Here is an 18,174-nt window from a genome sequence, read left to right on the forward strand (position 1 = left end):
CAAAAAAAAGAGCCGCAATTGCGGCTCTTTTTTTCGCTTCAGCCCCGTGGAATGCGGGTTTCGAGTGCCGAGTATTTCAGGTTCTTGCTATCAACCATCTGCTTGAGCAGCGCGTTGACCTGACGGGTGAAGGTGTCATTCACCGCGTCTTTAGGCGTGTTGGCCATCAGCGGGATGAACCAGATGCCGATCCAGGTACCGATCGCATCGTGGTTGCTCGCGGTGGTCAGGGCCTGACCTTGGCCGTCCATGCCTTCCAGGCTCAAGGTGTACTGATCGGTGCCGTACGCCGGGATCACCATCATGCTGAAGCCGCTGATGAAGGCCAGCACCATGGAACCGGCATTCGGTGGATGGTTGTACATTTTCAGACGCAGGCTGTAATCGCCCGGCTGCTTCTGGAACTCGTCCAGGGTGACACGGCCGAACAAACCCGAGTCAGTGAGAATTTTTTGCAGCTGTGGTTTCAGTTGATCGCGCGCTTGCGGCACTTCCACGGCGGAGCCGCTTTTCGGTTCGCCCTGGTAGAAGTCGAAATCGACGTAGACGTTTGGCTTGTTGGTGTAGCTGGCCATCGACGGCATGGTCACCGGCGCCACTTCGTCTTTGGTGAAACTGGCACAACCGCCCAGCGCAAGTACCAGCCCCAGCGCCAGCATTTTCCCGAATTGCATGATGTCCGTCCCTATGTGTACAAGACCAAATGATGGCATTGCGCCTTCATTGTGAAGGCCGGGCGGATTCTAGAGAGAGCGGCCTTCGGGCGAAAGCCTGAATTGAGGAAATCAGCAAAAAATTTTGCTCAGCCCTGCCGCAAGTCGAGGTTGTAGGTGTAATAACCGCTGTCACGCACGTAGCCGAGGGATTCGTACAAGCCTTGAGCCGTGAAGTTGTCGGTGGCGGTTTCCAGCACCAGCCCTTTGGCACCGGTCGCCAAGGCAAAGTCGCGTGCAGTGTTCATCAACAATCGGCCAACCCCACGCCCACGGGCGGCGGGCGTGGTGAACAGGTCGCTGAGTAGCCAGGTGCGGTGGGCATCGATGGACGAGAACGTCGGATACAACTGCACGAAACCCAGCGCCTCGCCCTTTTCATCCTGAACCAGAAAAATCGCGGATTCATCGTCGGCCATGCGCGCGGCGATGAAGGTTCGTGATTGCTCAAGGTTCGACGGCTGCTGGTAAAAGCCTCGGTAAGCGTCGAACAACTGCGCCACCGCATCCAGGTGTGTCGCGTCGGCCCGCAGTGCCTGAAGGGTCATGTGCCCGCTCCGTTTCCAGTCAATGATCGAACCAGCATAGCGCCGCCCTTCGAGTGTGCTGGCTTCATCGCTATATAGTTTTGTATATTGCGAAACCGAAATCGCCAGAATCTTTCCATGCCGTCCAGCCAACCTGTATTGCCATGAGTGCCATCCGCGTACGCAACGAGCAGTTGATCCTCGCCGCTGCCAGCGAGGAATTCGCCGCCAACGGCTTCAACGCCACCCAGACCCGCGATATCGCGGCGCGTGCCGGGGTGCCCAAAGCCAATCTGTATTACTACTTCCAGAGCAAGGAAAACCTCTACAGCAAAGTGCTGCTGGGGTTTGTCGAGCCGCTGCTGGAAGCCTCGGCGGTGCTGCGTGAAAGTGATGATCCGCTGACGGGACTGCGCGCCTACGTGGCCGCACGCATTCGCATCGCCCGCGAACATCCGGCGATTGCCAAGGTATTCAGTGGCGAGTTGCTATTGGGCGGTCGCCAGTTGCCGGATGAGTGCCGCGATCTTTTGCAGGCCGAAGCGCGGCGCAACGTTGAATGTCTGCGCAGCTGGATCGAGCGCGGTTTGCTCGCTCCGGTGGATCCGGAGCATTTGATGCTGTTCATCTGGTCGGCGACGCGCACGTACACCAATATCGGTTGGCAGATGGGCCGGATCATGGGGCGCGAAGTGCCGCAGGACGAGGATTATCAAACGGCGGCACAGACGATCACGCGCATGGTGCTGGAGGGCGTGGTCGTAGCGCCGCGGGTGGGCGAGATTCGTGGGGTGTTGTTTGCGACGTGATGGCGCAGTGCTGCGCCGATCAGGGCATGAAGTCTACGGGGAGTTCCAGATGATCTTTCATGCGCTCGTTCCAGTCGTGCAAGGCGCCAGGTAGACGTTTTTTCCATTTCGCAACATCGGTGTAATAGCGCAGCCGCGAGTGTCCGGTGTTGTCGTAGGTAACCAACAAGACCCAGAAATGGCCATCGGCTGACCGCATCACGATGCCGGTGCCACCCAGGCCGCGCATCCACATCTCCCAGACCTGACTACCCGGCACATCAGCGGAAGGTTCAGCGGTCATCAACGAGCCGGACTTTTCCACCAGCGTCTGATAATCAGTCTTGAGCAACGTGTGCAGTGCCTGGTTTTCTTCCGGTGTTTGCGCCAGGCCCAGGCTGAGCATGTCGTAATCCAGCGTCAGCGGTTGCTGCGAAGCGACAAAACGACCGGTGTAGTAGACGCCCAACCCGGCACTGCAATATCCGCCTGCACCGACGATAGAAATATCCAGCACACCATTGATGGGGGTGAACAACAGGGTGCACTGGTCTTCCGAGTAAACGGCTTTACCGTCCTTGAGTGTGGCAACGCCATCCAGATCACCGGAGTTGGCGCCCTCAGCCGCCGTGATGTCGATGCTGATGTGCGTGGGATCGCGGCGCTGGGTTATGACTGTCGCCGAGGTTGCGGTCCCTGGCGGAATGAGCTGCCAGGTCGCGTCCCAACTGAAGGGCTGGGTGGCGTGTTCAAGTTCGGTCAGGCGCATTAAATACTGCCGACGCAAACAGGCTGTCTGATCGCCACAGGCGTTGCGGTTTTTCAGCCACTGTCGCTGGTCTGCCTTGAGGGCTTTGGCGTCGGGGACATCAGCCGATGTCGAGTGCCAGAGCTTGCCCAGCTTCTCATCGAGTTGCGAGATCTGCGGGTCGCCACAAATGGCTTTTTCAGTTTTGCTGGCGGCACTGGTGCAATCAAAACTGCTGGCGTGGGTGATAGAGGCAAACGCAAGGCACATCAGCGCCAAGGCATGACGCAGGGAGATAGCGAACATCGAGAGATTCCATTCTTCGGACGGCGCGCAGTATGCCAGTGCTGCCAGCGGAAATCCCTGATGTACATAGCAATCAGGATTTCGCAATCACTGTAGGAGTGAGCCTGCTCGCGATAGCGTTCGGTCAGACGATGTTGCATCAAATGCCACACCGCTATCGCGAGCAGGCTCACTCCTACAGGTTTTGTGTGGATGGTCAGAACGTGATGCTGGCAGCGGGTTTGACGTCGATACGCGCCACCGAGCCAGTCAGATGCGCCAGATCCTTGTTGTGCTCGGCGATGATGTCTTCGGCGCTCATATTGCCGTTGTCGACGGTGGAATGCGCGTCGGCGGCAAGCACTACGTCATAACCCAGCTCATGGGCCCGGCGTACGGTCGCATTGACACAGTAATCGGTTTGCAGACCGCAAATAACCAGTCGTTCGAAGTCTTCGCTTGGCAAAAATTTACCCAGGTCAGTCTGGTAAAACGAGTCCCGGGTGGTCTTGCGTACGCGCAAGTCACTGGCGACGGTTAACAGTTCATCAGCCAGTTGCCAGCCTTCGGCACCATGGGCCAACGGGCTGTCCTCTTCTTCATGCTGGATCAGCACCACGCGCACGCCAGCCTTGCGTGCGCGAGCACTGAGACCGTTGATGGTGTCGATCACACGCTGAATGTCGTAGCACTGATATTCGCCCGAGCAGAGGGCGCGCTGGACGTCGATGATCAGTAATGCGGTGGTCATGATGAGCCTTCCTTGATCAGTCCTTGAGACAGGGGCGGACGTAAGCCCGCCCCCTTTTTACGCTCCTCAGTAACCCAGTGACAAGCCCGTGTTGCGGCGTGGATCGTTGGCGCCGTAGAAACGGTTTTTGCCGACCGGCTTACCGCCCAGGGAAGGTGCACCCACCAGAATCGCGGCGATGTGGTTGGCGTCCTGCGGACCGGCGAACTTGTGACCCCAGCTCTCGAGGAGCTTCTTCGTGTCGGGGCTGGCGGCGAAGTCTTCGAGGTTGGTTTCCTCCGGCATCCACTGCTGGTGGAAGCGTGGCGCATCGACCGCTTCCTGCAGGCCCATGCCGTAGTCGATGACGTTGAGCATGGTCAGCAAAGTCGCCGTGATAATACGGCTGCCGCCCGGTGTACCGACCACCATCACCACTTTGCCATCCTTGGTGACAATGGTCGGGCTCATCGACGACAGCGGTGCCTTGCCCGGAGCAATCGCATTGGCTTCGCCCTGCACCAGGCCGTACATGTTCGGCACACCGACCTTGGAGGTGAAGTCGTCCATTTCATCGTTGAGAATCACCCCGGTCTTGCTCGCCATCACGCCCGCGCCGAACCAGTCATTGAGGGTGTAAGTGACCGACACCGCATTGCCCCACTTGTCGACGATCGAGTAGTGAGTGGTGTTGCTGCCTTCATGGGGGGCTACGCCGGGTTTGAGTTCAGCCGACACGCCGGCCTTTTGCGGCTGGATGGCGTCGCGCAGTTTGGTCGCGTAGTTCTTGTCCAGCAGATGCTCAATCGGATTTTTGACGAAATCCGGATCGCCCAGGTAGCTGTTGCGATCAACATAGGCGTGGCGCATGGCTTCGATCTGATAATGCATGCCCTGGGCCGAATGGAAGCCCAGATCCTTCATCGGATAGCCTTCGAGGATGTTCATGATCTGGCAGATCACTACCCCGCCAGAGCTTGGCGGCGGCGCCGAGACCACGTGATAACCACGGTAGTCGCATTCCACCGGAGCCAGTTCGCGGGTCTTGTATTTATCGAGGTCAGCCTGGGTGATGATGCCTTTGTTGGCCTGGCTGGAGGTGACGATGGCGTCGGCAACCCAGCCTTTATAGAAGCCGTCGGCGCCTTTTTCGGAAATGGTCCGCAGGGTTTTGCCGAGATCCTTCTGCACCAGTTTCTGCCCGACCTGCATCGGCTCGCCGTTATGCAGGAAGATCGAACCGGAGTCGCGCATGTCCTTCTTGAACACGTCGGTGGCGTACTCCAGCAACTCGACGTCACCCTGCTCCAGCGCAAAACCGTCTTCCGCCAGTTTGATCGCCGGCGCAATCATTTCCTTGCGCGGTTTGGTCCCGTATTTGCTCAGCGCCAGCTCCATGCCGGACACGGTGCCCGGCACGCCCACCGCCAGGTGGCCACGGGTACTCAAGTCGGGAATGACGTTGCCTTCCTTGTCGAGGTACATGTTGGCAGTGGCCGCCAGTGGTGCTTTCTCACGAAAATCGAGGAAGGTCTTGCGCCCGTCTGCCAGTTGAATGGTCATGAAGCCGCCTCCGCCCAGGTTGCCTGCTGCGGGATAGACCACCGCCAGCGCGTAACCCACGGCGACCGCCGCATCGACGGCATTACCGCCACTTTTCAATACGTCGACGCCGACATGGGTGGCCAGATGTTGCGCGGTGACCACCATGCCGTTTTCTGCGGCAACCGGTGCCACTGACGCCGCGTGAGCCATGAGACAGCTGAGTGCCAGTGAGGTCGCTATCAGCGATTTGGCCAAAGGTTCGTACTTCATGAGTCGATCTCTTTTTTGTTTTCAGGGTCTGTGCAGAACAGAGGGGGGGAACGCTGCAAAAGCACCAAGCAGTATGGTCGGCTTTGCGTATTGCGCCTCCCCGATCAGGCAGTATGCTGGGCGCTGTTGCCGCCCTGCTCCGGAGTCTGCCGTCATGTCTTATACGTTCATCACCGTGCCATCGCCCGTCGGCGAGCTGAAGCTGGTCGCGAACGGCTCACGACTGGCGGCCATCCTCTGGGAAAACGATAAACCCGACCGCGTGCGCCTCGGGCCGATGAGCGAGGCACACGACAATCCGATCCTGATTCGAACGGCTCGACAACTTGAAGAATATTTTTCCGGGACGCGTGACTGTTTTGATCTGGAACTGGATTTCGCTGGCACCGATTTTCAGAAAAAGGTCTGGGCGGCGCTGCTGACCATTCCCTTCGGCCAGACGCGCACCTACAGCCAGATTGCCAGACAGATTGGCAATCCCGCTGCTGTGCGGGCAGTAGGCGCCGCCAACGGACGCAACCCGATTTCCATTGTGGCGCCTTGTCATCGGGTGATCGGCGCCTCGGGGAAGCTCACCGGGTTCGCCGGGGGGCTAGAGGCGAAAGAGCACTTGCTGACCCTGGAGGGTGGCGACTGGTCGACGGTTGGCAAAACCGGGGATTTGTTTTAGTCAGTTAACACAGATCAAGAGATCGCAGCCTTCGGCAGCTCCTACCCTGGAATGCGTTTTCCTGTAGAAGCTGCCGAAGGCTGCGATCTTTTGATTTATCAGGTAAACACGTTATTCATCGCCGCGTACTGCAACAGCATGATGGTCTTGGCGTCGCAGATCTCGCCGCGCTGAAACGCCGCCAGCGCTTCGTCGAAGCTCCACTCCAGCACCTCAAGTTCTTCAGTCTCTTCTTCCAGACCACCACCTTCGCTGACCTTCGATGCCGCGTCGTATTCGGCAATGAAAAAGTGCAGCTTCTCGGTCACTGAACCCGGACTCATGTAGGCCTCGAATACCTTCTTCACATCGTGCACGCGATAACCGGTTTCCTCTTCGGCTTCATCGCGAATCCGCTGCTCCGGCGCAGCGCCCTCGAGCAAGCCTGCAGCCACCTCGATCAACAAACCATCATGACCATTGACGAATACCGGCAAACGAAACTGCCGGGTCAGTACCACCGTGCGCTTTTCACGGTTGAACAGCAGAATCGCTGCGCCGTTACCACGGTCGTAGACCTCACGGGTCTGACGCTGCCACTCACCGTTGTTGCGGTGATAGTCGAAGGTAATTTTCTTCAGCAGGTACCAGTCGTGGGACAACACCTGAGTGTCGACGATGCTGACCCGCTCGGCTGTGTTGGACATGACGCTTGATCCTGTTTCCTGAATAAGCCGCCATGGTCGAATAATTGCGCCAACAAAAAAAGCCCGGCAGCGCTACCGGGCTTCTTTATTTGCAACTAACGAGCGACGTGCGACCGCGAGTCATCGATATCCTGCTCGACTGAACGAACCCCGTGAATCAACGGCCCATAACGCCGGCTGAACTCCCAGTTGTACGGCACGCCGTCCTTGCTGGTGCCGTTGTCCCAGTTTACCGACCAGGTCATCAGGCCTTTGATCGGCAGCCCTTTGATCGCCAGACGTTTGAGGACGTTACCGACCACGGTTTTGTCGATCACATAACCGGTTGCCGCCGCATCGTTGTTGGCCGGCAGGCCTATGACGAATTTGTCCGCCGCGATGCGGGTGAAGCCGCGTGTGCCGGTTACCAGACTTTCGGTCAGGTAGTAGAGGAAATCCTCTTTCAACGCATCGTTGTTCTGCGCAATCCACGCGCCCGCGCCGTTGTTGGCTTCCTGCACCCAGACCCCGTCGCCACCCTGGTTGTAGAACTGCGGGGCGATGAAGTCGTAGTAGCCTTCCAGGGCCTGCAGGTAGCTAAGGTATTTGCCGGTGCTGGTCAGGTATGGAAACTCCGGGGCCATGCTGATGATGAAGTGCTTGCCTTGGCCTGCGTAGTGATCCTTGACCAGTTTCAGTGCGGCCGGCAGGACGGTCTTGTTGGCCGCGAAATCAATCGCGCTCTGTTCAAGATCAATATCCAGGCCGTCGAAGCCGTAGGTTTCCACCAGACGGATGATTTCATTGGCCAGCGGTTGTTCCTGACCGCTGCGCAACTCGATGTGCGCATCGGCGCCACCGAGGGAGATCAACACGGCCCGCCCTTGGCTGTTGAGCACGCCGACCTGACGGCGGAACTCGGCATCGGAAACGTTGAACGGCTTGAAGGTCGGAATCCCGCTGCCCTTCATAAAGGCCACCGCGACCACGTTGTACTCCTTGGGCACTTGCTCCAGCGACAGGCTGGCGAAGCGGCCCTGACGATAACCATCGCTCGGGCCTGCGGGCCAGTTGTGCCAGAAGCCCATGAGGATCTTTTTGCCGGCAATGCTCGGCATCAGCGAGGCGGCATCGCTCGCGGCGTTTTGCACTAAAGAGAAATCGATTTTTGACATGTTCTAATCCTTCAGAACGTGTGGGTTTGGCGACGCAGCGCCGTTATTTGAAGTCGACGTCGAAGGCCTGATAGAAAGCGTTGCCGGTGTTGGCGACGATCCACATCAGCACGATCACGTGATGGCCTTTTTTGTTGGCCGGCAGTTTCACCGCGTGATTGACCTTGGCCTTCAGCTCATTCGGGTAGCTGTAATACGGCACCTGAGTGTAGAAGTCCTCGAAGAACGGTTGGCTTTCCAGTTGCGCACGGGTGATGCGCTGTTTCGGGTCCCAGCCGTCCTTGGTGATCAGCCAGCGATAGCCGCGAGTGGTGTGCGGCGCGGTGTATTCCCACTTGATTTCGAGGGTTTGTCCCGGGGTGACATTGAGCAGCGGCCAGGTGAATGGACGACCGAGTTTCTTGCTCATTTCTTCATGGGTGAAGTTAACGCAGTCGCGGGCATCACTCTTGCCACCGCTGAGGATATAGCCGTCGGCCGGTGGCGTGACACTGTCCGAGTCGCTCTGGTATGGCGCCGGAAACGGCCCCGCTGCCAGCGCCGGGAAATTCTTGCCGCCTTCCATTTCGTTAACCTGCCAGGCGCCGAGCAATCCTTGCTCGATCGCGACCGCACCGCGGCTTGCAGGGGAAATGACACGACCGTGTCGCAGTTGGGTTTGTGCTTGTGGTTGATTCATGTTTTTCACTCCGTTGATTTAAGAACTCTCCTTTCCGAGGAGAGGCCTTCAAGCTAACGGAGGCGAATTTTTTGTCCATCGGCGGTTTTGTGGCAGTCAGCGGATGAAGGCCAGCAAAACACTGCAAATACTGGATGCATATCCAGTCATTTACGATAATACCCACCCGAGATGACGCCAAAAGATTACACGCCGATGCTGCAAAAACTGCCATTCAGTACTCACGGCAACTGTGCCTTGAACTCCTTTTCGTACTGCCCGGCGAGTTGTACTTTCTGTTTCTCGTTGAGCAATTTGCCGGCCATCTGGAAGAACTTCTGCTCTTCTTCCTTCAAATGATGATGAACCTTGTCCGACAGCTTCTTCGCGGTTGCCAACCACGCGGGACTGGACATCTCGGTCTCGTCGAGTTCTTCCATCATCTCGTCCATTTCATGGTGTTCAGCGATGGCATGGCGGCTCAGATCGACACCCTCGTCTAGCTCCATCAACGGAATGTAGAAATGGCGTTCTTCGGCGGTTTCGTGGGCTTGGAGTTCGGCTTTGAGTTGTTTGTACGCCTCGACCCGCTCCGGGGTGTCGCCGCTGGTTTCGATCAGGGTTTTGGCGTAGCTACGCTGGCGCTCATGGCTTTCGCGAAGGGCTTCGAAAATATTCATGGGGGATCCTCATCAACCGCGTGCTGGAATGACGCTGTAAAAGCTAGACCCCGGCGCGTGAGCGGCAGTTCCACCGGGTTGAGAGGGGCTTGGAAGATCACCGCCGGGCAGGATAGGCTGCGGGTTCAAACCACAAGGAAGTCAGGCATGAACTTGCGCATCGAGTTGTCACAACATTCCACAGAAGAAGAACGCCAAGCGATTCTCGCCCCCCTGCATGCCTATAACGTGGCCAAGGCCGGGATCGCGGTATCCGAACCGCTCACCCTGCTGGTGCGTGACGATCACGATCAGATTCTGGGTGGACTCTATGGCCGGCTGGTCTGCCAGTGGTTGTTCATCGATTTGCTGTCAGTGCCTGAAGCAGGCCGGGGCCAGGGTATTGGCTCGAAACTGATGCGCATGGCCGAAGAGCTGGCGCGGGAGAAAGGCTGCATCGGCGCATGGCTCGACACGTTCGACTTTCAGGCACCGGAGTTCTACAAGAAACTCGGGTACAGCCAGTTTGGTGAGATTGTCGATTATCCGCCGGGGCACAAGCGGCATTTTTTCCAGAAGCGACTTGTAGGTTGAATGTACCGACCCCTTCGCGAGCAGGCTCGCTCCCACATTTGGAATGCATTCCACGGTAGGATTGAGCCTGCTCCGGGCGGCGTTCCGACGATGCCGACAGCCACGTCAACGCATGATCAGAGGCAAGTCGCCAACGCGGCCAACCGGCGCTTGGCGACAAAATCATCCTTCTGCGCGTAGTAATTCAGCGTCGTACCCGATGCTTCGGTGAGCACATCGACAAAAGACTCTGCCGAACGGGTATACACCGTCGTACCGCCCGATTTACGCGGTTCCAGATACGCCGCCGCATCCACGCCAAACACCGCTTCGTCCTGCCAGCCGAACTGCACACAACGCGCCACGTCTTTTTCGGCTTTGTCCGACGTCAACACTTTGTACGGGGTTTTCGTGCGAGCATCGTCCATCACCGAGCCTGCGCAACCGGCCAGCAGTGTCGCGGCCAGCGCTACCATCAGAATTCGCATTGCATTCGCTCATTCAGAAAAAAGCGGACTGTATCATCGCAGCAGCAGGAATCGTTCTGCTTTACTGCATTTATAGCGCGACAGGCGCAGGCCGCTGCGGCAACCTAAGGTCATCAGCCTCACAAGGAAAACACATGGCGCCTACCGACCAGCGACATGAACACGCCCTGAAAGTATTTCTCGAGGCGCGTCCCGAACTACGCGTATCCCTCGACCACCTCAACCCGCTACTGGCTCAGGCCAAAGGCGAAACGCAGGCGCAGTATCGTGAGGAGCGACTGCATGAAGCATTTGAGGCCGAAGCGGAAAGTCTCGGACTTTTTGCCTGGGAGTTGACCTTGCAACTGACGGCTGATTCGCCTGAGGAGTATCAGGCGCAGCGGTTGGAAGTACACCGTGAAGTCGCGGAAATGGCCGGGATGGGTTGGCCGGAGTATTGCGATCTGTATGGCATAGAACCATAACCGCCGCCCAAGGACACTTCTACCGATGCTGCCATCCGCCTCGACTCACCGCGCCAGCCCCGGGCATCTGCACACTCAGAAGTGGCGCGGGCGGATTGGTCTGGCGCTGGTGGCCAGCCTCTCGGTACTGGCCGGCATGACCGACGCCATCGGCTTTATGGCCAGCGGCGACTTCGTCTCGTTCATGAGCGGCAACACCACCCGACTTGCCGTGGCGATAAGCGATGGTGATATCGGGCTGACCCTGCGTTTGTTGATCCTCGTCGCCACTTTTATAGCCGGGAACGCCTTGGGCGTTATCGTTGCCCGTTTCGGTGGCCGCCGGGCGCTGCCGCTGCTGCTGTGTATCGCCACCCTGCTGTGTGCGGCGGCCGCCTGGCCATTCGACACCCAACTGCCGGCGCTGATGGCGGCGATCATTGCGATGGGCATGCTCAACGCGTCGGTTGAAGAGGTGAACGGCTTGCCGGTCGGACTGACTTACGTGACTGGCGCATTGTCGCGGTTCGGCCGTGGTTTGGGACGCTGGATGCTCGGCGAACGACGCAGCGGCTGGCGGGTGCAACTGGTGCCGTGGAGCGGGATGTTTATCGGCGCGATTCTGGGGGCGGTGCTGGAACACCACTTGGGACTCCAGGCGATGTTTGTCAGCGGTTTGCTGGCTGCAATCATCGGGCTGTTCTCCCTGAAAATCCCGCGCCGCTGGCAACTGGGCTACATGCCCCGTTAACGGACTCCTCAACCAACGCTCATGTAGGAGCTGTCGAGTGAAACGAGGCTGCGATCTTTTGATCTTGCTTTTAAAGATCAAGATCAAAAGATCGCAGCGTACCGCAGCTCCTACAGAGATCGTGTTTCGCTGCAAGCGCTGCGATCCTTTGCGGTCTGCAATGCTTTATCATGGCCGCAGTTTTGCTGATCGAGTCCGTCATGAAGTTCGCCATTGCGCTGTTTTCCGCCGCCCATGCGCCCTCCTCGCGCCGCGCCCTGCTGTTTGCACAAGCCGCGCTGGCCGGTGGGCATGAAATTGTCCGGCTGTTTTTCTATCAGGACGGCGTTTACAACGCTTCGGACGCGGTGGTCACGCCGCAGGACGAACTCGACCTGCCCAAACAATGGCGCACGTTCATCAGCGAACAGAAGCTGGACGGTGTGGTGTGCATCGCCGCCGCCCTGCGCCGTGGCGTGCTGAACGCTGAAGAAGCCAAGCGCTATCAGCGTGACGCCGTTTCCGTCAGCGCGCCGTGGGAATTGTCCGGCCTCGGTCAGTTGCATGACGCGGTACAAGACGCTGACCGCTTGATCTGCTTCGGAGGTGCGTGAGATGGCTAAATCCCTGTTGATCATCAGCCGTCAATCGCCATGGTCTGGCCCCGCGGCCCGCGAAGCGCTGGACATCGTGCTGGCCGGTGGCGCCTTCGATCTGCCCATTGGCTTGCTGTTTCTCGATGATGGCGTCTTACAACTCGCCGCCGGGCAGAGCGCCAAGGCCCTGCAACAGAAAGACTTGAGCGCTAACCTGCAAGCGCTACCGATGTTTGGTGTCGAAGAGTTGTTCTACTGCGCAGAGAGCGCCAGCACTCGTGGCCTCGGCACTCTGTCGCTGGACGAAGCGCAGCCGCTGGCCGCCGAGCAAATCACCGCCCTTATTGACCGTTACGACCAAGTGATCACCCTCTGATGTCGACTTTGCATGTGTTGTCTCATTCCCCGTTTGGCGACGATCGCCTGACCAGTTGCCTGCGCCTGATCGGCAGCGCTGATGCTGTGTTGCTGTCCGGCGACGCGGTCTATGCTCTGCAACCGGGCACCGCGCCGTTCACCGCACTGCAAAGCCGCCAGATCAAATTGTTGGTTCTGGCCGAAGATGCACAGGCTCGCGCCATCGAAGTCCCGGACTGGGCTGAGGCCATTGATTACCCGGCCTTCGTCGAGCTGTCGATCCATCACGACAAGGTCAACAGCTGGTTATGAATGCCATGACCGTCGGCGCCCGCGCCATCGAACTGGACAAGGACGGATTCCTGGTCGACCTCAGCGACTGGTCGGCAGACGTCGCGAGCGCCCTCGCTGCCGCAGAAGAAATCGAGTTGACGCCCGAACACTGGGAAGTCCTCGAACTGCTGCGCAGCTTCTATGCCGAATTCCAGCTGTCCCCGGCCACCCGGCCATTGATCAAGTACACCGCACTGAAACTCGGCCCGGACAAAGGCAACAGCCTGCACCTCAACCGACTGTTCAAAGGCACCCCTGCCAAACTCGCCGCGAAACTGGCGGGCCTGCCCAAACCGACGAATTGCTTATGACCGACTTTCCAGCGCTGACCCTCGAAACCCCTGCCGAACACCCGTTCGCCCAATTCGTGCGCATTCTTGGCAAAGGCAAACGTGGCGCTCGCGACCTGACCCGCGAAGAGGCGCGCGAAGCCATGGGCATGGTGCTCGACGACAAGGTTGAAGACACCCAGCTCGGCGCGTTCCTAATGTTGCTGCGGCACAAGGAAGAAAGCGCCGAGGAGATGGCCGGCTTCACCGAAGCCCTGCGCGAGCGCTTGCAGGCGCCGGCGCTGAACGTCGATCTGGACTGGCCGACTTACGCTGGCAAGAAGCGTCATCTGCCGTGGTATCTGCTGGCAGCCAAGTGCCTGGCACAGAACGGCGTGCGCATTTTCATGCACGGCGGCGGCGCACACACCGCCGGGCGTCTGTACAGCGAGCAATTGCTTGGTGAATTGAACATTCCGCTGTGCCGCACTTGGCAGCAGGTCGGCACGGCGCTGGATAACGGTGGCCTGGCCTTCATGCCGCTGGTGGACTGGGCGCCGCAATTGCAGAACATGATCGATTTGCGCAACACCTTGGGCCTACGCTCACCGATTCATTCCCTGGCGCGGATTCTCAATCCACTGGGCGCGCGTTGCGGCCTGCAAAGCATTTTCCATCCTGGGTATCAAGCCGTGCATCGCGATGCCAGTGGTTTGCTTGGCGACACGGCGATTGTGGTCAAAGGCGATGGCGGCGAAATCGAGATCAACCCGGATGCCGACAGCCACCTCTACGGCACCACCGGCGGCGAGAGCTGGGACGAGGAATGGCCGCAATTGTCGGCGCAACGCCACGTCAAACCGGCGACCCTGGACGTCGAACACCTGAAAGCCGTATGGCGTGGCGAGATGGTCGACAGTTACCCGCAAATGGCGTTGATTGCGACCATGGCGCTGGCCTTACGCGGCCTCGGTCAAAGCCGTGAGCAAGCCTTCGCAACCGCCGAGCACTACTGGGCCGCGCGGAACAAATCGATTTAACCGATCATTCGCGCCCGATCTTTGCGCTTTTTGTTCGAACTCATCGGAATAGACTCGACTCCAACGATTATTGGTTTACGGAGTCTTGATCATGGGTTTACTCGTCGATGGCCACTGGCAGGACAAGTGGTACGAAAGCAGCAAGGACGGCGCCTTCCAGCGCGAACAGGCCAAGCGCCGCAACTGGGTAACCGCCAACGGCGAACCCGGCCCCAGCGGTGAAGGCGGTTTTGCCGCGGAGGCCGGGCGCTATCACCTCTATGTTTCGCTCGCCTGTCCGTGGGCGCATCGCACGCTAATCCTGCGCAAACTCAAAGGGCTGGAGAGTCTCATCGACGTCTCGGTGGTCAGTTGGTTGATGCTGGAAAATGGCTGGACCTTCGACACGGCGCTCGGCTCAACCGGCGATAAGCTCGATGGTTTTGAATTCATGCATCAGCGCTATACCGCCGACACTGCCGATTACACCGGCCGCGTCACCGTGCCGGTGCTGTGGGACAAAAAGCTCAAGCGCATCGTCAGCAACGAATCAGCGGAGATCATCCGCATGTTCAACAGCGCGTTTGATGGTTTGACCGGCAATGATCTGGATCTCTACCCGGCGCCATTACGCGACGAGATCGATGCGCTGAACGAGCGGATTTATCCGGCGGTGAACAACGGCGTGTATCGCGCAGGTTTTGCGACGTCGCAACAGGCTTATGAAGAAGCGTTCGATGAGGTGTTTGCCGAGCTGGATCAGTTGGACCGGCTGCTGGGTGCCAATCGCTACTTGTCGGGTGAGTACCTGACGGAAGCGGACATCCGTTTGTTCACCACGATGATTCGTTTTGACGCGGTGTACCACGGCCACTTCAAGTGCAACCTGCGGCGGATTGCCGATTACCCGAATCTGTCGAACTGGCTGCGTGAGCTGTATCAGTGGCCGGGGATCGCCGAGACGGTGGATTTCCAGCACATCAAGAACCACTACTACGGCAGTCACAAGACGATCAATCCGACAGGGGTTGTGCCGAAAGGGCCGGAGCAGGATTTCACCGTGGCCCATGATCGGGCGCGTTTGAGCGGCAAAGGGGTTTGGTACCGGGGCTGAGATTTGTATTGTTTTTGAGGGCCCCATCGCTGGCAAGCCAGCTCCCACAGGGATTTTGGTGATACTGAAGATTGCAGCTTCAACACAAAACCTGTGGGAGCTGGCTTGCCAGCGATGGGGTCAACTCGGTTTTCAGACCTGCGCCTGAGCCCCTTCGAACCACGCCAGCTTCTCGCGCAGTTGCACCACTTCACCGACGATGACCAGTGTCGGCGCATGCACTTCATGCTCCGCCACCAGTCGCGGCAGGTCAGCCAGCGTGCCGGTGAAGACGCGCTGATTGACCGTGGTGCCCTGCTGAATCAATGCCGCCGGGGTATCGGCTGAACGACCATGTTTGATCAGTTGTTCGCAGATGACCGGCAACCCGACCAGGCCCATGTAGAACACCAGCGTCTGCGCCGGCGCGACAAGGTCGGCCCAAGGCAGATCGGTGGAGCCGTCCTTCAGATGGCCGGTAACAAAGCGCACCGACTGCGCGTGATCACGATGCGTCAGCGGAATCCCGGCATATGCCGCGCAACCACTGGCCGCCGTGATACCCGGCACAACCTGAAACGGAATGCCGTGAGCGGCCAGTTCTTCGATCTCTTCGCCACCACGGCCGAAGATAAACGGATCACCGCCCTTCAACCGCACCACACGCTTGCCGGCCTTGGCCAGGTCGACCAGTTGCTGGTTGATCTGATCCTGTGGCACGGCGTGATCAGACCGACGTTTGCCGACGTAGACCCGCTCGGCATCACGACGGCACAGCTCAAGAATCGCTGGCGCCACCAAGCGGTCGTACAGCACCACGTCGGCTTGCTGCATCAGACGCAACGCCTTGAAGGTCAGCAGGTCTGGATCGCCCGGGCCTGCCCCGACCAGATACACCTCACCGGTCGTGACCATGGCTTCACCATCGATCTTGGCTTGCAGCAGACGCTCGGCTTCGGCGCCCTGCCCGGCCAGTTGCCGGTCGGCAATCGGCCCCTGAAACACGTCTTCCCAGAAACCACGACGCTGCTGCACATCCGGAAACAGGCTTTTCACCTGATTGCGGAAACGCGCGGCGAGCCCGGCCAATTGGCCGTAGGTCGATGGAATCCAGGTTTCGATCTTGGCGCGGATCAAACGCGCCAGCACCGGCGCATCGCCGCCGCTGGACACGGCTATGATCAGCGGCGAACGGTCGACGATCGCCGGGAAGATCACACTGCACAAGGCAGGCGCGTCGACCACGTTGACCGGCACGCAGCGCTTGTGCGCATCGGTGGAGACTTGGGCGTTCAGCGTCTCATCGTCGGTGGCGGCAATAATCAGCCCGCAACCGTCGAGATCCGCTTCGACGTAACCGCGCAACAGGCATTCACCGCCAGAAGCGGCGACCAGTTCACGCAGTTGCGTTTCGATTTCAGGTGCGACCACCCGCAGCAGCGCACCGGCATCGGCCAGCAGGCGGGATTTGCGCAAGGCAATTTCCCCCCCACCGACGACCAACACACGACTGCCGCGCAGGTTGTGAAACAGCGGCAGATATTTCATTTAGCCGATGACCTCAAGGCCACCCATGTACGGCTTGAGTACGTCCGGCACACGGATCGAGCCGTCGGCCTGCTGGTAGTTTTCCAGCACGGCAACCAGCGTACGACCAACCGCCAGACCGGAACCGTTCAGGGTGTGCACCAGCTCAGGCTTGCCGGTTTCCGGGTTGCGGAAACGCGCTTGCATACGACGGGCCTGGAAGTCGCCGCAGTTCGAGCACGAGGAGATTTCGCGGTACTTGTCCTGGCTCGGGATCCACACTTCGAGGTCATAAGTCTTGACCGCGCTGAAGCCCATGTCGCCGGTGCACAGCGCCAAGGTGCGGTAAGGCAGACCGAGCAATTGCAGGACTTTTTCAGCGTTGGCGGTCAGGCCTTCCAGCGCTTCCATCGAAGTCGATGGCTCAACGATCTGGACCATTTCGACTTTGTCGAACTGGTGCTGACGGATCATGCCGCGGGTGTCACGGCCCGATGCACCGGCTTCACTGCGGAAGCACGGAGTGTGCGCGACGAACTTGATCGGCAGCAGTTTCGAATCGACGATTTCGCCCGCAACGATGTTGGTCAGCGACACTTCAGCGGTCGGGATCAGGTACAGATCGGCTTCGCCTTCGCGAGCGATCTTGAACAGGTCTTCTTCGAACTTCGGCAGTTGACCGGTGCCTTGCAGCGCCGGCGCCTGAACCAGATAAGGCGTGTAAGCCTCTTCGTAGCCGTGCTCGTTGACGTGCAGGTTGATCATGAACTGCGCCAGGGCGCGGTGCAGACGCGCGATCGGGCCACGCAGCAGGGCGAAACGCGCACCGGACAGCTTGGCGGCGGTTTCGAAATCCAGCCAGCCGAACTTCTCGCCCAGGGCAACGTGATCTTTCACTTCGAAGTCGAACGCGGTCGGCGTGCCCCAGCGGCGCACTTCAACGTTGTCGTCTTCGTCTTTGCCGACCGGCACGGATTCGTGCGGCAGGTTGGGGATACCGAGCAGGATCGAGTCCAGTTCGGTCTGGATCGCGTCCAGCTCGACTTTACCGGCACTCAGTTCGCCCGCCATGCGCTCAACGTCCGCCATCAACGGCGCGATGTCTTCGCCGCGCTGCTTGGCCTGACCGATGGATTTGGAACGCGCGTTACGCTCAGCCTGCAGTGCTTCGGTGCGGGTCTGGACGGTCTTACGCTGTTCTTCCAGCGCTTCGATGCGCGCGGTATCCAGGGCAAAGCCACGGGAAGCCAGGCGGTCCGCTACGTCCTGAAGGTTGCTACGTAACAGTTTGGAATCGAGCATGTCGGTTTCTC

22 protein-coding genes and 1 pseudogene are annotated in these 18,174 nt (G+C 59.1%); 11 read left to right on the forward strand and 12 right to left on the reverse strand.

Features of this window, described 5'->3' with window-relative positions; translation table 11 throughout:
* Positions 1–38 precede the first annotated feature (38 nt).
* Together J0G10_RS18975 and J0G10_RS18980 are read right to left on the reverse strand one after the other, a co-directional pair.
* On the reverse strand, positions 39–674 hold the full coding sequence (locus J0G10_RS18975) for a hypothetical protein (protein ID WP_220556472.1): 636 nt from the start codon (positions 672–674) through the stop codon (positions 39–41).
* A 128-nt stretch (positions 675–802) separates the two neighbouring features.
* Positions 803–1,261, reverse strand: coding sequence for a GNAT family N-acetyltransferase (locus J0G10_RS18980; RefSeq protein ID WP_095048050.1), 459 nt, complete (start codon positions 1,259–1,261; stop codon positions 803–805).
* Positions 1,262–1,404: 143 nt separating this feature from the next.
* Between J0G10_RS18980 and J0G10_RS18985 the strand changes: the two genes are divergently transcribed.
* On the forward strand, positions 1,405–2,049 hold the full coding sequence (locus J0G10_RS18985; RefSeq protein WP_093441219.1) for a TetR/AcrR family transcriptional regulator: 645 nt from the start codon (positions 1,405–1,407) through the stop codon (positions 2,047–2,049).
* 19 nt (positions 2,050–2,068) lie between these two features.
* On the opposite strand, the gene J0G10_RS18990 is transcribed toward J0G10_RS18985, so the two are convergent.
* From J0G10_RS18990 to ggt, 3 genes are all read right to left on the reverse strand, one after another.
* Positions 2,069–3,082: a lysozyme inhibitor LprI family protein gene (locus J0G10_RS18990; RefSeq protein WP_220556473.1), complete on the reverse strand. Its 1,014-nt coding sequence runs from the start codon at positions 3,080–3,082 to the stop codon at positions 2,069–2,071.
* A 196-nt stretch (positions 3,083–3,278) separates the two neighbouring features.
* A complete protein-coding gene (locus J0G10_RS18995) occupies positions 3,279–3,812 on the reverse strand; it encodes a cysteine hydrolase family protein (protein ID WP_095048053.1) in 534 nt (177 codons plus the stop codon).
* A gap of 66 nt (positions 3,813–3,878) precedes the next feature.
* A complete protein-coding gene (ggt, locus tag J0G10_RS19000; RefSeq protein WP_093441230.1) occupies positions 3,879–5,606 on the reverse strand; it encodes a gamma-glutamyltransferase in 1,728 nt (575 codons plus the stop codon).
* Between the two features lie 154 nt (positions 5,607–5,760).
* On the opposite strand from ggt, the gene J0G10_RS19005 reads away from it, so the two are divergent.
* Positions 5,761–6,276, forward strand: coding sequence for a methylated-DNA--[protein]-cysteine S-methyltransferase (locus J0G10_RS19005; RefSeq protein WP_095048054.1), 516 nt, complete (start codon positions 5,761–5,763; stop codon positions 6,274–6,276).
* Between the two features lie 98 nt (positions 6,277–6,374).
* Here J0G10_RS19005 and J0G10_RS19010 read toward each other — a convergent pair whose 3' ends face one another.
* The 4 genes and pseudogenes from J0G10_RS19010 to J0G10_RS19025 all read right to left on the reverse strand — a co-directional run bounded on the left by J0G10_RS19010 (position 6,375) and on the right by J0G10_RS19025 (position 9,454).
* Positions 6,375–6,962 carry an NUDIX domain-containing protein gene (locus J0G10_RS19010; RefSeq protein ID WP_095124508.1) on the reverse strand — a complete coding sequence of 196 codons (588 nt, stop codon included), beginning with the start codon at positions 6,960–6,962 and terminating at the stop codon, positions 6,375–6,377.
* 152 nt (positions 6,963–7,114) lie between these two features.
* Positions 7,115–8,116 (reverse strand): annotated as a pseudogene (locus J0G10_RS19015) (chitinase); the annotation flags it as partial.
* A 43-nt stretch (positions 8,117–8,159) separates the two neighbouring features.
* Positions 8,160–8,795 (reverse strand): lytic polysaccharide monooxygenase auxiliary activity family 9 protein, encoded by a 636-nt coding sequence (locus J0G10_RS19020; RefSeq protein WP_099756632.1) that lies wholly within the window; start codon positions 8,793–8,795, stop codon positions 8,160–8,162.
* Positions 8,796–9,016: 221 nt separating this feature from the next.
* Positions 9,017–9,454, reverse strand: coding sequence for a hemerythrin domain-containing protein (locus tag J0G10_RS19025; RefSeq protein WP_093434348.1), 438 nt, complete (start codon positions 9,452–9,454; stop codon positions 9,017–9,019).
* Positions 9,455–9,601: 147 nt separating this feature from the next.
* On the opposite strand from J0G10_RS19025, the gene J0G10_RS19030 reads away from it, so the two are divergent.
* Positions 9,602–10,027, forward strand: a complete 426-nt coding sequence (locus J0G10_RS19030; protein ID WP_095048058.1) for a GNAT family N-acetyltransferase — start codon at positions 9,602–9,604, stop codon at positions 10,025–10,027.
* Positions 10,028–10,143: 116 nt separating this feature from the next.
* Here J0G10_RS19030 and J0G10_RS19035 read toward each other — a convergent pair whose 3' ends face one another.
* Positions 10,144–10,494 (reverse strand): hypothetical protein, encoded by a 351-nt coding sequence (locus J0G10_RS19035; RefSeq protein WP_093434342.1) that lies wholly within the window; start codon positions 10,492–10,494, stop codon positions 10,144–10,146.
* Between the two features lie 134 nt (positions 10,495–10,628).
* Here J0G10_RS19035 and J0G10_RS19040 point away from each other — a divergent pair, with 134 nt between their 5' ends.
* From J0G10_RS19040 to J0G10_RS19075, 8 genes are all read left to right on the forward strand, one after another.
* On the forward strand, positions 10,629–10,958 hold the full coding sequence (locus J0G10_RS19040; protein ID WP_095124704.1) for a DUF6388 family protein: 330 nt from the start codon (positions 10,629–10,631) through the stop codon (positions 10,956–10,958).
* A gap of 25 nt (positions 10,959–10,983) precedes the next feature.
* On the forward strand, positions 10,984–11,688 hold the full coding sequence (locus J0G10_RS19045; RefSeq protein ID WP_095048060.1) for a YoaK family protein: 705 nt from the start codon (positions 10,984–10,986) through the stop codon (positions 11,686–11,688).
* Between the two features lie 200 nt (positions 11,689–11,888).
* A complete protein-coding gene (gene tusD / locus J0G10_RS19050; RefSeq protein WP_220556475.1) occupies positions 11,889–12,281 on the forward strand; it encodes a sulfurtransferase complex subunit TusD in 393 nt (130 codons plus the stop codon).
* A 1-nt stretch (position 12,282) separates the two neighbouring features.
* On the forward strand, positions 12,283–12,639 hold the full coding sequence (gene tusC, locus J0G10_RS19055) for a sulfurtransferase complex subunit TusC (RefSeq protein WP_095048061.1): 357 nt from the start codon (positions 12,283–12,285) through the stop codon (positions 12,637–12,639).
* Positions 12,639–12,932 (forward strand): sulfurtransferase complex subunit TusB, encoded by a 294-nt coding sequence (tusB, locus tag J0G10_RS19060; RefSeq protein WP_099756634.1) that lies wholly within the window; start codon positions 12,639–12,641, stop codon positions 12,930–12,932. The genes tusC and tusB overlap by 1 nt, the downstream gene beginning before the upstream one ends.
* The gene (locus J0G10_RS19065; RefSeq protein ID WP_095124503.1) at positions 12,929–13,264 is read left to right on the forward strand and encodes a TusE/DsrC/DsvC family sulfur relay protein; all 336 of its coding nucleotides are present in this window, start codon (positions 12,929–12,931) and stop codon (positions 13,262–13,264) included. The genes tusB and J0G10_RS19065 overlap by 4 nt, the downstream gene beginning before the upstream one ends.
* Positions 13,261–14,262, forward strand: a complete 1,002-nt coding sequence (locus J0G10_RS19070; RefSeq protein ID WP_220556476.1) for a glycosyl transferase family protein — start codon at positions 13,261–13,263, stop codon at positions 14,260–14,262. Before J0G10_RS19065 ends, J0G10_RS19070 begins: the two co-directional genes overlap by 4 nt.
* A 91-nt stretch (positions 14,263–14,353) precedes the next feature.
* Positions 14,354–15,355 (forward strand): glutathione S-transferase family protein, encoded by a 1,002-nt coding sequence (locus J0G10_RS19075; RefSeq protein WP_220556477.1) that lies wholly within the window; start codon positions 14,354–14,356, stop codon positions 15,353–15,355.
* Positions 15,356–15,487: 132 nt separating this feature from the next.
* On the opposite strand, the gene cysG is transcribed toward J0G10_RS19075, so the two are convergent.
* Together cysG and serS are read right to left on the reverse strand one after the other, a co-directional pair.
* Positions 15,488–16,882, reverse strand: coding sequence for a siroheme synthase CysG (cysG, locus tag J0G10_RS19080; protein WP_095124500.1), 1,395 nt, complete (start codon positions 16,880–16,882; stop codon positions 15,488–15,490).
* Positions 16,883–18,163, reverse strand: a complete 1,281-nt coding sequence (serS, locus tag J0G10_RS19085) for a serine--tRNA ligase (RefSeq protein ID WP_007908080.1) — start codon at positions 18,161–18,163, stop codon at positions 16,883–16,885. It abuts the gene before it with no gap.
* Between the last annotated feature and the right edge of the window lie 11 nt (positions 18,164–18,174).

Origin of the sequence: Pseudomonas germanica, assembly GCF_019614655.1 — a bacterium.
GTDB classification, from domain to species: Bacteria; Pseudomonadota; Gammaproteobacteria; order Pseudomonadales; family Pseudomonadaceae; genus Aquipseudomonas; species Aquipseudomonas neuropathica.